Raw genomic sequence first — 18,683 nt, 5'->3', positions numbered from 1 at the left:
TTATCAATGCACACCGAAAAAGTCAACGCGAAATCCGAACATTAATATCTCGAAATCAAATTTTGTTCGCTTTAAATATATAGAAAAGCGCTTTAATCACTTCTTTAGCGCTTAGAAATGGGGATTTTGAGAAAAAACAACTTTTTATCGTGTCCACTGTTCATCAACATAAAAAAGACCCCCAGCAATGGGAGTCTTTTTTAAACCGGTGTAATACCATCTGTATTCATCAGCACAACCCGATACCCATCTGGATCTTCAATGGTTGCTCCTCCCCGGTCCCAGTATGGATTTGTTGAGGTGACATGCCGTCCGCCAAATGAAATCAATCTCTCTTTCATTTGCTGAAATTCCTCTTCATCCGGAATATAGAAAACAAGCAGCTGTTCTGGATGCGGGACGGGCAGACTTTCTTCTTCTTCATGTTTGGTGATTTCTAAATGAACATGCTGGTGAGGCAGCCCGAGCATCACACCATCGTACCCTTCATGCTGATCAAATGAGCCTATTCGTTTGAGCCCTAAGCCTTCTTCATAAAAGGAAACAACCTCTTTCATGTTGACGGTTGGGCGTGCAATACGTAATTGAGCGGCTTCAAACTGTTGAAATTTCATCAGTCTTCACTCCTTTTCTCTTTTTAGTATACGCTTTCTCTTTTTCTCTCTCCTCCTCATATTGACTGTTTTTTCAATCATTCTTTCGATGTAGGTCAATCAAAAAAAAGCCCAGCTTCTTGAGCTGGGCTTTAAGCACCGGGCGGAACACCCGCATCATCAAATCTTCTTTCCAGGTTGACGAATTTGTTATATTCTTTGACGAACGCCAGTGATACTGTACCAACTGGACCGTTACGCTGTTTGGCAATGATAATTTCGATAATGTTCTTATTCTCTGATTCTTTGTCATAGTAATCATCACGATAAAGGAATGCCACGATATCGGCATCCTGCTCAATACTTCCTGATTCACGAATATCAGACATCATCGGACGTTTGTCCTGACGCTGTTCAACACCACGTGAAAGCTGAGACAAGGCAATAACCGGAACTTCAAGCTCCCTTGCCAGCGATTTTAATGCCCTAGAGATTTCAGAAACCTCCTGCTGACGGTTATCACTTGATCGTCCGCTCCCTTGAATGAGCTGCAAGTAGTCTATCAGGATCATGCCAAGACCATTTTCTTGCTTCAAGCGGCGGCATTTCGAGCGAATTTCACTTACTCTGATTCCAGGTGTATCATCAATGAAAATCCCGCTGTTTGACAGCGAGCCCATCGCCATTGTCAGCTTGCCCCAGTCCTCTTCTGTCAGATTACCGGTTCTTAAGTTCTGTGCATTGATATTCCCCTCTGCACACAGCATTCGCATAACGAGCTGCTCCGCACCCATCTCTAAACTAAAGATGGCGACACTTTCGTCCGTTTTGGTCGCGACATTTTGGGCAATGTTCAATGCGAAGGCGGTCTTCCCTACTGATGGACGAGCCGCTACAATGATTAAATCATTTCGCTGGAATCCAGCTGTCATCCGGTCAAGCTCAGAGAAACCCGTTGGAATCCCTGTGATATCGCCTTTGCGGTTATGAAGCTGTTCAATATTATCGTATGTTTGAACAAGAACGTCCTTAATGTTTTGAAAGGCTCCTGAGTTTTTACGCTGAGCCACTTCCATGATGGTCTTTTCAGCATCACTCAACAGGTCTTCTACTTCATCCTCACGCGTGTACCCATCCTGTGCAATGGTTGTCGCCGTACGGATCAGACGTCTTAAAATGGATTTCTCTTCTACAATTTTTGCATAGTATTCAATGTTTGCGGCCGTTGGGACCGAGTTCGCAATATCGGTTAAATACGAAATCCCGCCTACCTCTTCTAGTAAATCTGTATTGGCAAGCTCAGATGTCACCGTGACAAGATCGACCGGTTCTCCTCTATCGCCAAGTATAAGCATCGCATTGTAAATCTTTTGATGCGACATTCTATAGAAATCCTCTGGAATTAATACCTCAGAAGCGAGCGTTAGCGCAGATGGTTCTAAAAAAACAGCACCTAATACGGCCTGCTCGGCTTCTATATTTTGCGGCGGCAGCCGGTCATCGAGAAGTTCCGTCATGCCAAGCACCGTCCTTTCATAAAAAAATACGCTACTCATCATTTTAACATTTTCATCAATAAAAAAGTGAAAAACATCGACTATAGTCAAAATTACCATGAGGATGTTTCGTTGAACAGAGTGATTTTGCTGGAACTTCTTCAAATTGAATACCTTCACTAAATGCAATAGCTAAATAAAATAGTAAAAAACAATATATTCTTTCATAAACTCATTTTCCATAAAATTTATTTGAAATAAAATTTAAAAATCGAATAACATGGTATTGGAAAATTCATTTATTAGGTGCAAAAAATCACCTATCATCTTGACACAAAAAAGGCAGACCCCTGAGGATCTGCTCTTCTATGTGATTATGTAATTCTTGATGCCAACATTGAAAGAATCAGTAAACGCATTTTAGTTCTACCACTTATAGTTATATTCTAATGAACCCTGTTTAATATTTATTTTACCAGAATTTTTAGCACTAACTAATTTAAATTTATAAGATTTACCCTTTTTTGCGAGTGGTTTCCAATTAAACGTAACCCAATGGGTAGCATTCTTAGCAACACCTTTTCCATGATACTTACCATTAGCAGTATACATCCATACCTCAAGCTGTTTTGCACTACCCATTACTTCTAAAGCCATTGAATCAGGATTTTTAAATGCAGCACCTTTCTTTACCCAAAGATAATTTGAAAAGCTAGCTCTACCAAAATCATAAAATGAAAACCTGCCATTTACTGATGTTGATTTAGCTGATACTACATTAGTAGAACCCTTATAAAAACTTTCAATGTCAACTAATTTGTTATCTGCATTATAGTATTGAATATCAGCACTATTTTGCTCAACAGAATCTTTTTTTGTAGTTTCCTTAGCACTAATTATATTAGGTGAAACAAAAGAAATAAGTAAGATACACATTAATGGTAAAAATAATACCTTTTTCATAAATAAACCCCCATATGTTTTTTATAGGTAATATTATAACATACTTTTGTATTTATTTTTTATCATTCTTTAAAAAATAAATACATTAGAAAATGACTCTATAATATAAATTGTTATAGAGTCCTTCTTATAGCTAGCGAGATTAGTAACTGTTGTAGTTCTAACATGTAATCGACACTCCAAGATGGCTTGATCATTTTTTTAATCTATCAATTTCTTAACCCCATAATTCTCTTTTTGTCCAATGTCTTGTAAAGAGCCATTTTGATAACCAATAGATAACACCAAATCTGGAATAGAATCAAACCCGTTTTTCGCTAGGTCAAATAGTTGTGCACCATAATGTGAAGCAGCAATACGTGCATTTTCAGCTGTGTATGGATTTTTTAGGAGTTCTTCTTTGTATAGATCAAAAATATTCGCTCCGTTATCCGTTACAAATTGACCGTTTACAATGCTTAAATCTTTTAAATTGTAGCCTGTCACCGTTTTGATTTGATTGACAAGATGGAACTTTGCCAGAGAATCAGGTGTGAATTGAGTAGAATCATCATTTCTGCTTTTCATAATATGGAAAAATAGTTCTCTTGTATTGTTGGTTGTATTTAATAGGTCTTCTATTTGTTTCATCAGCGATTCGTCTGTTGATCCACTCACCACTAATTTGAAATTATTTGGATCAATGGTAAAAGTTAAATTTGTGTTTTTAGGAATGGTTATACCGTTTTTAGAGAATAAATCTTGTAATTGTTCGTTGACCTTTTGACGATTGAGTATTTTCTTTTCTACACTTTCTTGTGTAGGATCGTACCGTTTTTCATTACGGAAGATGGCGTCATTAAAGTCATATTGACCTCCTTTATTATTCCTTGCCCAACTCATTTCCATAATGTAAGCAGCTTCTCTTTCCGTTTTTGTTAAATCACTTCTGAAATAAGAAGAATAAGGGTTTCTATACTTATTATATATATGGTCTTGAGGATCTTTGAATCGTTTATTTTGTTCATTTATTTTTTCGTATTTTTCATCTAATATTTTCATCCGTCTATCAGATTCGGTCATCACCTCATTTGTACTTTTAATAGCTGATTGATCTTTAGAGTCGATTCGGTTCTGATTGTTTGAAGGTATCGTATATGACGTATTGATATTCATTTTGATTCTCCTTTTAAAAAAAATAGTGATTATTAAATATATCGGCAATTCAGTTAAAATTTGTTAGTTTTGATCCGATATAGTAATTATTACAAGGAGGGTTAAAATATGACAAATACTATTTTCAAACGTTTTTTATTACCTGCATTATTATTAGTGCTTATTACTAGTTTTTTTGCACCTCATTCAGCAGAAGCAGCGATTACGGGGAATAACAGTCCTAACACAGCAAGCTCAATGGGATATTGGAAATATAGTCGTCCAGATACGACAATCTTACCTGAAGGTGAAAATGAAGCGTATTATCAGTTTACGATCAATAAAGGTGAAAGAGTTTATGTCAGAAGTTCGTATAATAAGCAATATACAGGGATGAATATCGAGGTGTATAATTCTAAATATTCTAGGACAGGGTCCGAAGTTATTAATCCTGATTCAGTAACGCCTTTTATTTTTGCTAATACTGGTGACGTGACTTCAACTTCAGAAACTTATTTTGTGAAAGTGACCCGTGGTACATATACAGGGAATATGTACTTTACTGTTTCCATTCAAGATCGTATTAAATCTGGGAATGGGACATTCAATTTTTCGGGGACTGCTACTAACTTGGGGAATTCTTCTTTAAATTTTTTAGGAGTTGATTCTTCAGTCATTACAATGGATTTAACTAATAATTCCACAGTTCCTAAACGTGCTGTAGTTAAATCGATTTCGACAACTAGTACCCAAACACCCAACCAAGGGAATGTCACTCACAAACTGATGGCTAGTGAAAGTAATATTTGGTACACATCACTTGTTTCATCTGCAACAAGTGGTTCTTACCGTATTTCTCTGGATGATCAATTAAAAGTCGCACAAAAATGGAGCTTTAAGTACAACGCAAAGGCTACAGCGAGATCTACTATGAGCAATGTCAAAGCCGATATTCGTTACGAATATGATGTCACAGATGGATTCTAATTGAATGGTGGTTGCAGAAAAAAAGTAAGGGGACATCCCTTACTTTTTTAATTGCCGCATTTTTAATGCTATATGATCTTTTGCCACTCTTAAGACAGCACCGTCCTTTCATAAGAAATACGCTGCTCATAAAAAGTGAAGGTGTTAATGGTGGTTTTGCTTGAGGGCGTGTTGAAAGAGGAGGATGGTGATCATATCGGTGGCCCGCTGGTATAAATCCCATTGTTCATAGGCCGCAAATGACATCCGTATTTCATGTAATGACTGTTTCATTTCATGATATTCTTCCACTGTAAACGTATTTGTCAGTTTGAGCTGATTTTCATGCAGTTTTAGCCTCAGCTTTCCTAATGAAGTTTTCATTCTGCCTACATTCCCTTCGATCTTGTCTCCCTTAGAAAATTGTATATGAATTTACGTATAATATTGAATAAGTTGTGAGATATGATCACCAGCTTTTCGAAAAATTCTCCTCTTTTTTCCTAAAAATACAAGAAGGTCTATAGACTTATTTTTCCTCAAAATGATTTCAAGAAGAAACACCTATATATATTCCTGAATCAAACAGAAGAAAATGGTAAATATCCCGAGACGGTCAAGGTCTTTTGGCATTTCTCCTCTTTTTAAATGACTCAGTCCGGCATTCCCTATTTCCATTCATTTGGTAGTTATTTAGTCCTTTATTTTCATAATATTTAGATTAAATGATCAACTACACGACTTAATGAACATTTGACTTCATAATTGATAACCATTATCATTTGATTTGCTTGCGTGATAATTGAGAATCATTTTCATTTCAATTCTATTACTACACTCATCCTATATCCGCAAGCCTGCTTTTATCATCGTATGAGGCTCAATTTGAGGAAGGGGATTTTTTACATATGTCCAAACGCCCTGATGGAATGGGTGCTGAGGATTCAATTTTCGGAGAAAGCCGTCCTTTTTTTATACCTGGGACGGAGCAACTGGATATCACAGCACACCCATATAGACTTTTTATATTTAAACCGAATACTACTCCTCCAGCGGCTGGTTTTCCAGTCATGTACGTACTTGATGGAAATTCACTTTTTGGCACAATGGTCGAAGCACTTCGTTTACAGTCAAGAAGACCTGAAAAAACAGGTGTCGTACCTGCCATCATTGTTGGAATTGGCTATCAGACAGAAGCGCCCTATCATCCGCTCAGGCATTATGATCTCACTCTAACCGGCCCTGACGCTTCCATTGGCGGCAAAAGAAAGGACTTCTCCACCCATACATATGGCGGCGCCTCTTCGTTCTTTTCTTTTTTAGAAAAGATTGTAAAGCCTTATATCGAGCAGCGCTTTCCGATCAACCAGAGTCGTCAAACACTGTTTGGGCACTCTCTTGGCGGTCTTTTTGTATTACACACACTATTTGAGCACCCTGATGCTTATCAGACATATATTGCGGGCAGTCCTTCTATCCACTGGAACAAAGATTTATTTCTAGAAAAAGAACACCAATTCACCAATCATATACGTCAGATGTCTATGGATGCCAGGCTGCTTGTAGGTGTAGGTGAATTAGAAAAACATCATCCATGTCAAATGAATGATCATGCACATGCACTAGCAAATCGGATGCTGCCTTTATCTTCAAATGGCTTGCATACGGCCTATCACGAGTTCCCTGAAGAAGGACATACGTCCGTTTTACCAGTGCTAATGAATTACGCTTTTCGTTTTGCACTCTATCATGATGATCCTTTCACAACCACAGACATGAAGGAAAGGCAGTGAACACATGAAACATAGTGGTCTATCTCAAAAAATTGCCCTTATTACAGGCGCAGGACAAGGTATTGGACAAGCAGTCGCTAAAAGACTAGCCGAGGAAGGTGCGATTATTGCAGCAGTTGACGCAAATGAAAAGCAGCTGCAAAGCACCGTCAGACAAATGAATGATGAAGGCATACGTGCCTTTGCCTATCCAGGTGACATCACCGATCAAGCTTCTGTTCAGCACATTGTTGATCAAATTGAAAAGCAGCTTGGACCCATTTATTTACTGGTCAATGTAGCAGGCATTCTTCGAATCAGTTCTATTGACCAGCTTAGTGCAGATGACTGGCAACAAACTTTCGCAGTCAACACACACGGTGTCTTTTACGTATCTCAAGCTGTCTCCAAATACATGATGAAAAGATCAGAAGGGGTCATTGTGACTGTCAGCTCTAACGCAGGTGCCATTCCTAGAATGAATATGGCTGCCTATGCCGCTTCAAAAGCAGCAGCTACTTCCTTTACAAAAACGCTTGGATTAGAGCTGGCAGCCTACGGGATCAGATGCAACGTCGTCTCTCCCGGCTCTACCGCAACACCTATGCAATGGGCTTTATGGGCTGATGAACAAGGAGAAAATCAGGTGATTAAAGGCTCATTAGAGACGTATAAAACCGGTATTCCTTTACAAAAAATCGCTGATCCTCAAAACATCGCTGATGCAGTCATTTTCTTTGCATCTGAGCAATCCAATCATATTACGATGCAGAATCTCACAATTGATGGTGGCGCAACACTCGGAATCTAGCATTTCAATCAAAAGGAGGCCTTTTCATGAAACATTCATTATTGTCGTCAGAAGAAAAAGTACAGTTGCTTCAAGACTATCAGCCAGGCGCTTTTTTTCTTGCTTCACCTAAACGCACGATACTTGCCGAAGGGATTTTCCAGCATATTGAAACCAATCAGCTAAATGAACTATCCACAAGGGTTGCGCATGTATTTGACGCTGCCAAACAAGCTGGTATTCAAGCACCGATTGTGGCTGGTGCTGTCCCGTTTGATCCGGTGCAGCCCGTTCGTTTAAATGTGCCAGTCCATGTACAGTTTAGTGATCCACTCGAATTTCAACAAGGTGATGAGGAGTCAGAAGCGGTATCGCCATCCTATGAGGTGACACCTGTCCCTGCTCCAGATGTCTACATGGAAGGTGTGAACGAAGGATTAGCTAAAATTGAGAACGGAGAGCTTAGCAAAATCGTACTCTCTCGATCTCTCCATCTCAAAGCAAATCGAGATATTCATACGAAAACAATACTCGAACGACTGGCTCGTCATAATACGACTGGCTATACGTTTGCTGCAAATATAGGTGACCCGAAGGCTTCCCAAAAGCGCACACTTCTTGGGGCAAGCCCTGAGCTGCTACTTTCAAAAACTGGTTCATCTGTGATTTCCAATCCACTCGCTGGTTCTCGGCCGCGCAGTTCAGATCCAGTAGAAGACCAGCGCCGCCGCGATGAACTTCTTACTTCAGCGAAGGATTTACACGAGCACGCAGTGGTTGTCGAAGCTGTCACTAAAGCGCTTACTCCTTACTGTCACACATTAGATGTGCCTGCATCACCATCCGTCATACAAACAGAAACGATGTGGCATTTGTCTACTGTGGTCAAAGGTGAATTAACAGATTCTAGTGTGTCCTCAATTGATTTAGCGCTTAGCCTTCATCCAACACCTGCAGTATGCGGAACACCTACAGCAGATGCACGTGAAGCCATTCAAGCGATTGAACCCTTCGATCGAGGATTTTTTACAGGAATGATCGGCTGGGCAGATACAAATGGTGATGGTGATTGGATTGTCACCATTCGTTGTGCAGAAGCTGAGGGTCACTCCCTTCGCCTCTTTGCTGGTGCAGGAGTGGTCAAAGGATCAAAAGCAGAGGATGAGCTAGCTGAAACATCTGCAAAATTCAACACGATGCTTCATGCGATGGGCATCCATCAGCTATAAAAGTAAATAGGAGATGACAAAAACATGTTCGTTCAACCACCTACATGGCCAGAAGAATTTGCAAAACGCTACCGTGAAAACGGCTGTTGGCGTGGGGAAACCTTTGGCGGTATGCTTCGTGCACGCGCCGCATCGTTAGGAAATAAAACAGCGATTACATACGCTGATACGCATATGAGCTACCAAGAACTTGATGAGCGCGTCAGCAGTCTTGCCGCCGGTTTTCATCAGCTTGGCATTCAAAAAGGAAGTCGAGTTGTCGTGCAGCTTCCTAACATTCCTGCTTTTTTTGAGGTCATTTTCGCTTTATTTCGAATCGGTGCTTTACCCGTCTTCTCTCTGCCGTCTCATAGAAGCAGTGAAATCACTTATTTTATTGAGTTTGCCGAAGCAGACGCATATGTCATACCAGATATCGATGGCGGCTTTGATTATCGAACACTCGCACGTCAAGTGAAAGAAAAGCTTCCCTCATTACCTCATGTCATTGTTGCAGGGGAAGCTGAGGAATTCCTTGGCTTAGATGATCTGCGCAAGGACCCAGCACTTGATCCCCAAATTCATGTAGAGGCAAGCGATATTGCATTTCTTCAGTTATCTGGAGGCAGCACAGGCCTTTCTAAGCTTATTCCTCGCACGCATGATGACTATATTTATAGTCTTTGGAAAAGCAATGAGGTGTGCGAGCTCACACAAGAAAGTGTGTATCTAGCTGCACTTCCAGTTGCGCACAACTATCCATTAAGCTCGCCTGGAGTCCTTGGGACGTTATACGCAGGCGGAAGAGTCGTTCTTGCACCTGGATCAAGCCCTGATGTCGTCTTTCCACTCATTGAAAAAGAACGGGCGACCATTACCGCTGTCGTTCCACCTATCGCATTGATTTGGCTAGAGGCCGCTCCTCATCGATCAGATGACTTATCGAGTCTTGAAGTCTTACAAGTCGGCGGTGCTAAATTCAGTGCTGAGGCAGCAAAACGAGTGATGCCTGCCCTTGGATGTAAGTTACAGCAAGTTTTTGGCATGGCAGAAGGTCTGGTCAACTATACCAGATTAGATGATCCTGAACATGTCATTATTCATACACAAGGACGCCCGATGTCTGAATATGATGAGGTACTAGTGGTTGATGATGAGGACAAGCCCGTCCCGCATGAAGTGGCTGGACATCTTTTAACAAGAGGACCTTATACGATTCGTGGCTACTATAAAGCCGATGAACAAAACAAAAAAGCATTTACACCCGATGGCTTTTACAGAACAGGTGACATCGTGCGATTAACCAAAGAAGGAAATGTTGTTGTAGAAGGCAGAGACAAGGATCAAATCAATCGTGGCGGTGAAAAGGTTGCCGCTGAAGAAGTTGAAAACCATTTACTTGCGCATGCTGACATTCATGATGCCGCCATGGTATCCATGCCGGATCCATTTCTTGGCGAACGCTCATGTGCCTTTGTCATTGCAAAAGGAGACAACAAACCAGCACCGCACGTCTTAAAATCATTTCTAAGAGAACGCGGGCTCGCAGCCTATAAAATTCCTGACCGCATTGAATGGATCGATGCGTTCCCACAAACAGGTGTAGGCAAAGTCAGTAAAAAAGCATTAAGAGAACTAGCTGCAACCCATACTGCCAACGTATAAAAAAGAGGAGTGAAAACCATGGCAATCCCTACTATTCCTGCATATCCAATGCCAAGCACACAAGATTTACCCGAAAATAAAGTGAACTGGATACCAGATCCGAAACGTGCTGTTCTGCTGATACATGACATGCAGCAATATTTTTTAAATGCATTTCAACAAGATACATCACCGATCACAGAGTTAGTTCAGCATATTGAACAATTACGTGACACATGCAATGAACTTGGCATTCCAGTCGTCTATACAGCACAGCCTGGTGACCAAGACCCGAAGGATCGTGCCCTATTAACAGATTTTTGGGGACCTGGACTTGGTGATGATGAAGCATTGACAAAAATCATTGATCAGCTTGCTCCATCTGAAACAGATACAATGCTGACAAAATGGCGTTATAGCGCATTCAAAAAATCTAATTTTTTGGATATTCTTCAAGAAGGCGGGCGTGATCAACTGATCATTACTGGCGTATATGCACATATTGGCTGTATGCTGACAGCCGCAGAAGCATTCATGCTCGATATTGAAACCTTCTTTGTCGCAGATGCCGTCGCTGACTTTTCATTGAAACATCACAAAATGGCCATGACCTATGCAGCTGAACGCTGTGCGGTCACCACAACAACAAATCAAATCATTGGTCGTTTAACAGGACAGGAAGCAGAAAGTGATGACCTATCTTTTGAGGCCATTCTTCAGCAAGTAGCTGAGTATCTCCAAATGGAGCCGAATGAAATACCGCTTGACGAGAATCTCGTCTACCTTGGACTTGATTCTATTAGAATGATGAGCCTAGCGGAAAAGTGGAGACAGCAAGGAGCGACAGTCAATTTCGTTGAGCTTGCAGCAAATCCAACACTCGCTCATTGGCGGACTCTTCTTTTCCCAGACAAACAGCCATCTATTCCAAATATCGATTACTTGTAAAGGAGGTATAGACCCTTGTCGATCCAGTCAGTCGATTCATTTCCACTAACCGGTGCCCAATCAGGCATTTGGTATGCGCAGCAGCTTGATCCATCTAATCCTATTTTCAATACAGCTGAGTATATAGATATTAAAGGTCCTATTGACCCCATACACTTTGAAGCAGCCATTAGAAAAACTGTCTTAGAAGCAGATTCTTTGTATATGCGATTCGTTGAGGATACTGACGGTCCAAAGCAATGGTTCTCATCTAAGAAAGAGATTCCATTCCAATTAATCAATTTACAAAATGAAAAACAGCCGCTTGATGCGGCTAAAGCATGGATGAAGGCAGATCTTTCAACGCCAGTCTCTTTAGAGAAAGATGTATTATTCCGTGAAGTACTTTTTCAACTTGCTGACGATCGATTTATCTGGTATCAGCGCATTCATCATATTGCCATTGATGGATTCGCCTTTTCGCTCATTGCGCGTCGTGTTGCTGAGGTCTATACAGCCCTATCGAAAGGGACACCTATGCCCCCTCAAACATTTGGATCCTTACATGACGTAGTCCAAGAGGAGCTCACCTATCAACAGTCCAATCGATATGAAGATGATCAAGCGTTTTGGAAAAATCGCTTTGCTGATCAACCTGAAATTGTCAGCCTTGCTGAGCTTGCCCCAAGAACGTCGAATCATTTTATCCGAAAAACGGCTAGCTACGATGCCGCAAAGGTAAGCAAAATGAAAAAAAATGCTCCAGCCTTCGGTGGTACGTGGCATGAAATGATCCTTGCTGCATCCGCTTTATATATGCATCGTATGACTGGTGCACATGATATTGTTTTAGGATTACCTGTGATGATGCGCCTTGGATCGTGCGCCTTACAAACACCCGGAATGGTCATGAACCTGGTACCGCTTCGTTTAACATGCAAACCAGAAATGACGCTCTCAGCACTTGTTCGCCAAGTATCTGATGAACTAAAAGCCATTCGCCCTCATCAAAGATATCGCCACGAGGACATGCGGAGAGACTTTAAACTTATCGGAAGAAATCAGCGATTATTCGGCCCGCAGATCAATATCATGCCATTTGATTATGATCTCATGTTCGATCAGAGCATGGGTCAAGCACATAACCTCTCAGCAGGACCCGTGGATGATATATCAATCAACATATACGACCGCGCGGATGGGAACGGATTTCAAATCGACTTTGATGCAAACCCTGCCGTTTACAAAGAGCAAGCAGTTGACGCTCATCAGCAGCGTTTTCTTCAATTGCTGGAGGAAATAACCGGACTAGAGCAAGAGCAAACGATCAGTCAATTCAACCTTCTTTTGTCTGAAGAGAAAGAGACCATTCTCAAGCACTGGAATGATACAAAACGAGAATTACCAAAGGAATCTTTACGGGAACTGTTTGAAAAACAGGTGAGCAAAACGCCTCAAGCAAAAGCATTACAGTTTGAAGGAATTACTTTGACCTATGAAGAGTTGAATCAGCGGGCTAATCAATTAGCTCATTATTTGAAAAAACATGGCATTGGACCGGAACAATTTGTCGCCATTGCTCTGCCTCGATCCATCGATATGGTCGTAAGTCTATTAGCCGTCGTCAAAACGGGAGCTGCATATCTGCCATTAGACCCTGATTACCCTAACGATCGAGTCGCCTATATGCTAGAAGATGCCAAACCGGCGTGCTTGCTCACAGTCAAAGAGACAGCAAACGGTTTGGACCATCCGCACATCGTTCAACTGGATGATTCAACTGTTCATCAGGAGATAGCAGGCAGTCCAAATCTCAATCCGACATGGAGCGAGGGCTCTCCACATCACCCGGCCTACATACTCTATACATCAGGATCGACAGGCAAACCAAAGGGTGTTGTTGTAACAAAACGAAATGTGATCAACTTTATATTGTCCATGCAAGATTCATTTTTATTAGATCAAGAAGACCAGCTTTTAGCGGTAACGACCATTGCCTTTGATATTTCCGGGCTGGAAATGTTCCTCCCGCTTTTACATGGGGCTGCTATTTTATTGGCAAAAAAAGAAATCATACAAGAACCAGCAAAGCTTTCAGACATGATTCGTTCTCATCATGTCACAATCATGCAGGCAACACCAACGTTGTGGCATGCGTTGGCAGATGAATACCCTGACGTGATAACAGGTATGCGTGTTCTTGTTGGAGGAGAAGCACTCCCTGCCTCCCTTTTGCACACATTGCAATCTCTTCAATGCGACATTACCAATTTGTACGGACCTACAGAAACGACGATCTGGTCTACGATGGAAAATGTCACAGCACATCGAGAGAATAGCGGGCCGGCAATCGGTAAACCCATTTGGAATACGAGCATTTACATTTTAGATGAAGGACTAAACCCAGTCCCAGCAGGATCAATCGGTGAACTTTATATTGCAGGTGAAGGAGTATCCAGAGGATATCTTGGACGATACGATTTAACGGCTGAACGTTTTGTCGCTGATCCATTCGGCACAAAAGGCACGAGAATGTATCGTACCGGTGATTTAGCCAGATGGCGTGAAGATGGTTCGATTGATTATATCAGCCGTGCCGATCATCAAATTAAAATCCGCGGCTTCCGTATTGAACTAGGTGAAATCGAAACCGTGATGATGCAGCACCAAGCCATTAAGCATACATCTGTTATCGTTCGTGAGGATCAACCTGGGCAGCAGCTACTTTGTGCATATGTTGTGCTGACAGACGGCTCGTCTCTACACCCTTCAGAGCTCAGACAGTTTGTGGCTTCATTACTACCTGATTACATGGTACCTTCTGCTGTTGTCGTTTTGCCAGAACTTCCACTTACGCCAAACGGCAAAATCGATCGCAAAGCATTACCAATACCAAATATGTCTTTAGTTAGTTCTGAGCGGACACCTAGAACACCACAAGAAGACATGTTATGTAGTTTGTTTGCAGAAACCCTTGGCCTATCTCAAATTGGCATAGATGATAGCTTCTTTGACTTAGGAGGACATTCCTTACTCGCCGCTCGTCTGCTTAGACGTATACGCGATACACTTGGTGCAGACCTAAGCATGAGTACCATTTTTGAATCGCCTCGGGTTGCTGAGCTTGCGCAGCACATTGACAAAGCGAAGGACATTCGGCCGCCGCTTCAGGTTGAAGACAAGCCAGATGAAATTCCATTATCCTTTGCCCAAAAACGGCTCTGGTTCCTTCATTGCCTTGAAGGGCCAAGTCCAACTTACAATATTCCACTTGTCATTCAACTGACAGGTACACTAGATCAAACAGCTCTAATTGGTGCACTGGCAGATATCACTGAAAAACATGAAACCCTTAGAACCATTTTTCCAGATAAGAACGGCATGCCAAGACAGGTCATTTTACATCCGAAAAGTGTCCAGCCTGAACTCCATGTCACAGCTTCAACCGATCAACAAATTGAGAGTCAGTTAAACGAAGCCATTCGCTATAGCTTTAAAATTGAAGAAGAACCTGCACTGCGAGCAGAGTTATTCACGCTTGATGCAAACCGATCCGTGCTGCTTCTATTGCTGCATCATATCGCTGGTGATGGCTGGTCACTTGCACCATTGACGCGAGACTTAGCTGCTGCTTACGAAGCCCGTATACAAGGAAAATCCATCTCCTTGCCAGCAGAACCTGTTCAATATGCTGACTATGCTATTTGGCAGCAGAAGCTGTTGGGCAGTGAAGAAGAGACGAATAGTCTATTTGCCAAGCAGCTCAGCTATTGGAAAAGTGCCTTACATGACTTGCCTGAAGAACTTGAGCTGCCTTATGACTTCCCGCGTCCACAGGAAGGAAGCTTCAACGGTGCGACGATAGACTTTACGATTGAACCCGCTTTACATCAGAATCTCCTTGAGCTTGCCAAGCAGCATCAAGTGAGTTTGTTCATGGTGCTTCAAGCATCACTTGCAGCATTAATGACACGCCTTGGAGCGGGGACAGATATCCCAATCGGCAGTCCGATTGCTGGACGGAATGACGATGCACTTGACGACATTGTGGGCTTGTTTGTGAACACATTAGTATTACGTACAAATACAGATGGTAATCCAACCTTTAGTGAGCTATTGAAGCGAGTGCGAGACGTTGACTTAGCTGCCTATGAGCATCAGGATCTGCCATTTGAACGGCTAGTCGAAATCCTAAATCCAACCAGATCCAGATCACGAAATCCATTGTTCCAAGTCATGCTTGCCTTCCAAAATACACCGAAGGCAGAAATGAAGCTGACACAGCTTGACTCAGATCTTTACGTGAAACCAGTAGGGTCAGCTAAATTTGATCTAACCATCGAATTGACAGAACAAAGAACTGAAACTGGATCAGCAGCAGGATTAACAGGTTTGTTTGAATTCAGTACAGATGTATTTAAAGAAAGCACCATTCGAGCAATTGCTGACAGAATGAAGCGCTTTTTAACTGAAGTGACTGAGCGCCCACACGTGCCTATTGGTCAAGTGAACATTTTATCAGATAAAGAACGGCAAACATTTCTCCCTGATAAAAAGACATTCGCTCAGTTAGATCAAGCACATAGTCTCCCAGCCTTATTTGAAAAAACGGCGCAGCAATATCCTGATCGAGTGGCTGTAACGTATGGCAATAAGCAGCTTACCTATGGTGAGTTAAACAACAAAGCCAATCGTCTTGCTCATTTATTAATACAAAGGGGCGTTGGACCAGAACAGTTCGTTGCACTTGCCCTGCCTAGATCAATCGACATGCTCGTAAGCTTGTTAGCCGTTCATAAAGCAGGCGCAGCCTATGTTCCGCTTGATCCTGACTATCCAGCAGACAGGCTGGCATACATGATACAAGATGCCAAACCAGTTTGCAGCATCACAACAAAAGCAGATGCAGTGCATCTCCCTGCTGATTGCGATTTGATTTTGTTAGACGAAAAAGAAACGAGCGATCAATTGCTGACTATGCCAAATCATAATCCGGCTGATATAGACAGAATTGAACCGCTATCTTCTCTGCATCCGGCCTATATTATTTATACATCCGGTTCTACAGGGAAACCAAAAGGAGTGGTCATCCCACATCAAAATGTCATCCGTCTTCTGACATCTACTGAACATTGGTTCCATTTTGATGAAGAGGATGTTTGGACAATGTTCCATTCATATGCCTTTGATTTTTCAGTATGGGAAATATGGGGACCACTTTTATATGGCGGCAGGCTTGTCATTGTACCTCATACCATCTCTCGCTCTCCTGAAGAGATGCTGCAGCTTCTAGTCGAGGAAGGGGTAACTGTGCTTAATCAAACACCTTCTGCCTTCTATCAGCTCATGCAGATAGACAAGGAACAACAAACACTAGGCCAAGCATTATCACTCCGCTATGTCATCTTTGGCGGTGAAGCATTAGAGCTTAGCAGATTAGAAGATTGGTACAGCCGTCACTCAGACTGTAAGCCAAAGCTAATTAACATGTACGGCATTACAGAAACCACCGTACACGTTACGTACAATGAACTCAATCGAGACATAATCACAAAGAACTCCAGCAGTTTAATCGGCGAACCGATTCCTGATTTACACGTTTACGTACTTGATGAATACCTGCAGCCTGTTCCCCCTGGGACAACAGGTGAAATGTATGTAGCTGGAGCTGGCCTTGCAAGAGGTTATCTAGGCAGACCTGACCTGACATCAGATCGATTCCCTGCTGATCCTTATGGAGCACCTGGCACAAGGATGTATCGTACAGGCGACCTTGCGCGCTGGACAGAAGAAGGGGCTCTTGATTACATTGGCAGAGCTGATCATCAAATTAAAATACGCGGATTCCGTATTGAACTTGGAGAAATCGAAGCCGTTCTGGCACGCCATGATGCAGTTGCACAAGTGGCCGTCATGGTGCGAGAGGATCAGCCTGGCGACAAGCGCTTAGTTGCATATATCGTCACAACGGAAGAAGACCATTTCGATACTGAAGCCCTTCGTCATTTTGCAGCTGCCAGTCTTCCTGATTACATGGTGCCCGCAGCATATGTACAGATTGACGCCATGCCGCTTACAGCAAACGGGAAGCTTGATCAAAAATCACTGCCGGCCCCTCAATTGCATTTACAGCAAGCGGATGGGCGCGGCCCAAGAAATCCGAAAGAGGAAATCCTATGTCATCTCTTTGAAGAGGTGCTTGATTTGCCTAAAATCAGCATAGACGATCGCTTTTTTGACATTGGCGGGCATTCACTGCTTGCAGTTCGTTTAATCAGCCGCATTCGTGATGCACTTGGTGTCAAACTAAGTATCGGAACATTGTTTGAAGCACCAAATGTGGCAAGTTTGGCAGAGAAACTAGAAACAGGAAGTGATGAAAACGCACTAGAAATCTTGCTGCCGCTGCGAACAAATGGAGAAAGGTATCCTCTCTTCTGTGTTCACCCAGCAGGTGGTCTTAGCTGGTGCTATGCCGGTCTCTTGAATACATTAGAGAAAGACATCCCTATTTATGGATTACAGGCACGAGGAATTGCAAGAAAAGATGACTACCCGCACACACTAGATGATATGGCTGCGGATTACATCAAGCACATCCAAACAATTCAGCCAAAAGGCCCTTATCATCTTCTTGGCTGGTCATTAGGTGGAAACGTTGTACAAGCAATGGCTACACAGCTCCAGCAGCAAGGTGAAGAAATTGCACTCGTTGCGATGCTGGATGCCTATCCGAACCATTTCTTACCGATTAAAGAAGCACCTGATGAAGAAGAAGCACTAATTGCTCTTCTTGCGCTCGGCGGTTATGATCCAGATACCTTAACAGGTGAACCGCTCACGATGAAAAGTGCCGTCGACATTTTGAAAAAAGATGGCAGTGCACTAGCAAGCTTAAGTGAAGATGCCATTAGAAATCTAAAAGAAACCTATGTGAATTCAGTTCGATTGCTCGGAGAATATCAGCCAAAAACTTATCAGGGAGACATATTATTCTTTAGATCTACCATTATCCCAGATTGGTTTACACCAATTGATCCCGAAGCATGGGCACCTTATATCAACGGAACAATCGAACAGCACGACATTCATTGCCGGCACAAAGACATGTGCCAGCCTAAACCCCTAGCAGAAATTGGTGTCATCTTAGACAACGCACTGCATCGGGTCAAACAAAAGCACTAAGAATA

The 18,683-nt window shown here is 42.2% G+C and carries 12 protein-coding genes; 7 read left to right on the top strand and 5 right to left on the bottom strand.

Features of this window, described 5'->3' with window-relative positions:
* Window positions 1–200 precede the first annotated feature (200 nt).
* The 4 genes from AMR95_RS11755 to AMR95_RS11740 all read right to left on the bottom strand — a co-directional run bounded on the left by AMR95_RS11755 (window position 201) and on the right by AMR95_RS11740 (window position 4,207).
* Window positions 201–614, bottom strand: a complete 414-nt coding sequence (locus tag AMR95_RS11755; RefSeq protein ID WP_047203210.1) for a VOC family protein — start codon at window positions 612–614, stop codon at window positions 201–203.
* Between the two features lie 131 nt (window positions 615–745).
* Entirely contained in the window at window positions 746–2,110 is a 1,365-nt protein-coding gene (gene dnaB / locus AMR95_RS11750; RefSeq protein WP_024424034.1) for a replicative DNA helicase, read from the bottom strand.
* 405 nt (window positions 2,111–2,515) lie between these two features.
* Window positions 2,516–3,052, bottom strand: coding sequence for a hypothetical protein (locus AMR95_RS11745; protein ID WP_058838352.1), 537 nt, complete (start codon window positions 3,050–3,052; stop codon window positions 2,516–2,518).
* A 201-nt stretch (window positions 3,053–3,253) separates the two neighbouring features.
* The gene (locus AMR95_RS11740; protein WP_058838351.1) at window positions 3,254–4,207 is read right to left on the bottom strand and encodes a DUF4885 family protein; all 954 of its coding nucleotides are present in this window, start codon (window positions 4,205–4,207) and stop codon (window positions 3,254–3,256) included.
* Window positions 4,208–4,315: 108 nt separating this feature from the next.
* Between AMR95_RS11740 and AMR95_RS11735 the strand changes: the two genes are divergently transcribed.
* Window positions 4,316–5,173, top strand: a complete 858-nt coding sequence (locus tag AMR95_RS11735; RefSeq protein WP_058838350.1) for a hypothetical protein — start codon at window positions 4,316–4,318, stop codon at window positions 5,171–5,173.
* A 144-nt stretch (window positions 5,174–5,317) separates the two neighbouring features.
* Here the strand turns inward: AMR95_RS11735 and AMR95_RS11730 are convergent, their stop codons facing one another.
* The gene (locus AMR95_RS11730; protein ID WP_058838349.1) at window positions 5,318–5,536 is read right to left on the bottom strand and encodes a hypothetical protein; all 219 of its coding nucleotides are present in this window, start codon (window positions 5,534–5,536) and stop codon (window positions 5,318–5,320) included.
* A gap of 524 nt (window positions 5,537–6,060) precedes the next feature.
* Between AMR95_RS11730 and AMR95_RS11725 the strand changes: the two genes are divergently transcribed.
* The 6 genes from AMR95_RS11725 to AMR95_RS11700 are packed head-to-tail and all read left to right on the top strand — an operon-like array spanning window position 6,061 to window position 18,678.
* A complete protein-coding gene (locus tag AMR95_RS11725; RefSeq protein ID WP_058838348.1) occupies window positions 6,061–6,945 on the top strand; it encodes an alpha/beta hydrolase in 885 nt (294 codons plus the stop codon).
* Between the two features lie 4 nt (window positions 6,946–6,949).
* Complete coding sequence (locus tag AMR95_RS11720) at window positions 6,950–7,735, top strand: 2,3-dihydro-2,3-dihydroxybenzoate dehydrogenase (protein ID WP_058838347.1); 786 nt, start codon at window positions 6,950–6,952, stop codon at window positions 7,733–7,735.
* A gap of 26 nt (window positions 7,736–7,761) precedes the next feature.
* Window positions 7,762–8,943 carry an isochorismate synthase DhbC gene (dhbC, locus tag AMR95_RS11715; RefSeq protein ID WP_058838346.1) on the top strand — a complete coding sequence of 394 codons (1,182 nt, stop codon included), beginning with the start codon at window positions 7,762–7,764 and terminating at the stop codon, window positions 8,941–8,943.
* A gap of 24 nt (window positions 8,944–8,967) precedes the next feature.
* Complete coding sequence (locus AMR95_RS11710) at window positions 8,968–10,587, top strand: (2,3-dihydroxybenzoyl)adenylate synthase (RefSeq protein WP_058838345.1); 1,620 nt, start codon at window positions 8,968–8,970, stop codon at window positions 10,585–10,587.
* 18 nt (window positions 10,588–10,605) lie between these two features.
* The gene (locus AMR95_RS11705) at window positions 10,606–11,514 is read left to right on the top strand and encodes an isochorismatase family protein (protein WP_039182873.1); all 909 of its coding nucleotides are present in this window, start codon (window positions 10,606–10,608) and stop codon (window positions 11,512–11,514) included.
* A 15-nt stretch (window positions 11,515–11,529) separates the two neighbouring features.
* Window positions 11,530–18,678: an amino acid adenylation domain-containing protein gene (locus tag AMR95_RS11700; RefSeq protein ID WP_058838344.1), complete on the top strand. Its 7,149-nt coding sequence runs from the start codon at window positions 11,530–11,532 to the stop codon at window positions 18,676–18,678.
* Window positions 18,679–18,683: the final 5 nt, after the last annotated feature.

The organism is Bacillus sp. G1(2015b), assembly GCF_001482475.1.
Lineage (GTDB): Bacteria > Bacillota > Bacilli > Bacillales > Bacillaceae > Bacillus > Bacillus safensis.
The sequence above is the reverse complement of the archived record's forward strand: the minus strand, read 5'-3'. Positions and strand labels throughout refer to the sequence as shown.

Coding starts and splice junctions, on each gene's coding strand:
- AMR95_RS11755 (WP_047203210.1), bottom strand. CDS start 614: ATGAAATTTCAACAGTTTGAAGCCGCTCAATTACGTATTGCACGCCCA.
- dnaB (WP_024424034.1), bottom strand. CDS start 2,110: ATGACGGAACTTCTCGATGACCGGCTGCCGCCGCAAAATATAGAAGCC.
- AMR95_RS11745 (WP_058838352.1), bottom strand. CDS start 3,052: ATGAAAAAGGTATTATTTTTACCATTAATGTGTATCTTACTTATTTCT.
- AMR95_RS11740 (WP_058838351.1), bottom strand. CDS start 4,207: ATGAATATCAATACGTCATATACGATACCTTCAAACAATCAGAACCGA.
- AMR95_RS11735 (WP_058838350.1), top strand. CDS start 4,316: ATGACAAATACTATTTTCAAACGTTTTTTATTACCTGCATTATTATTA.
- AMR95_RS11730 (WP_058838349.1), bottom strand. CDS start 5,536: ATGAAAACTTCATTAGGAAAGCTGAGGCTAAAACTGCATGAAAATCAG.
- AMR95_RS11725 (WP_058838348.1), top strand. CDS start 6,061: ATGTCCAAACGCCCTGATGGAATGGGTGCTGAGGATTCAATTTTCGGA.
- AMR95_RS11720 (WP_058838347.1), top strand. CDS start 6,950: ATGAAACATAGTGGTCTATCTCAAAAAATTGCCCTTATTACAGGCGCA.
- dhbC (WP_058838346.1), top strand. CDS start 7,762: ATGAAACATTCATTATTGTCGTCAGAAGAAAAAGTACAGTTGCTTCAA.
- AMR95_RS11710 (WP_058838345.1), top strand. CDS start 8,968: ATGTTCGTTCAACCACCTACATGGCCAGAAGAATTTGCAAAACGCTAC.
- AMR95_RS11705 (WP_039182873.1), top strand. CDS start 10,606: ATGGCAATCCCTACTATTCCTGCATATCCAATGCCAAGCACACAAGAT.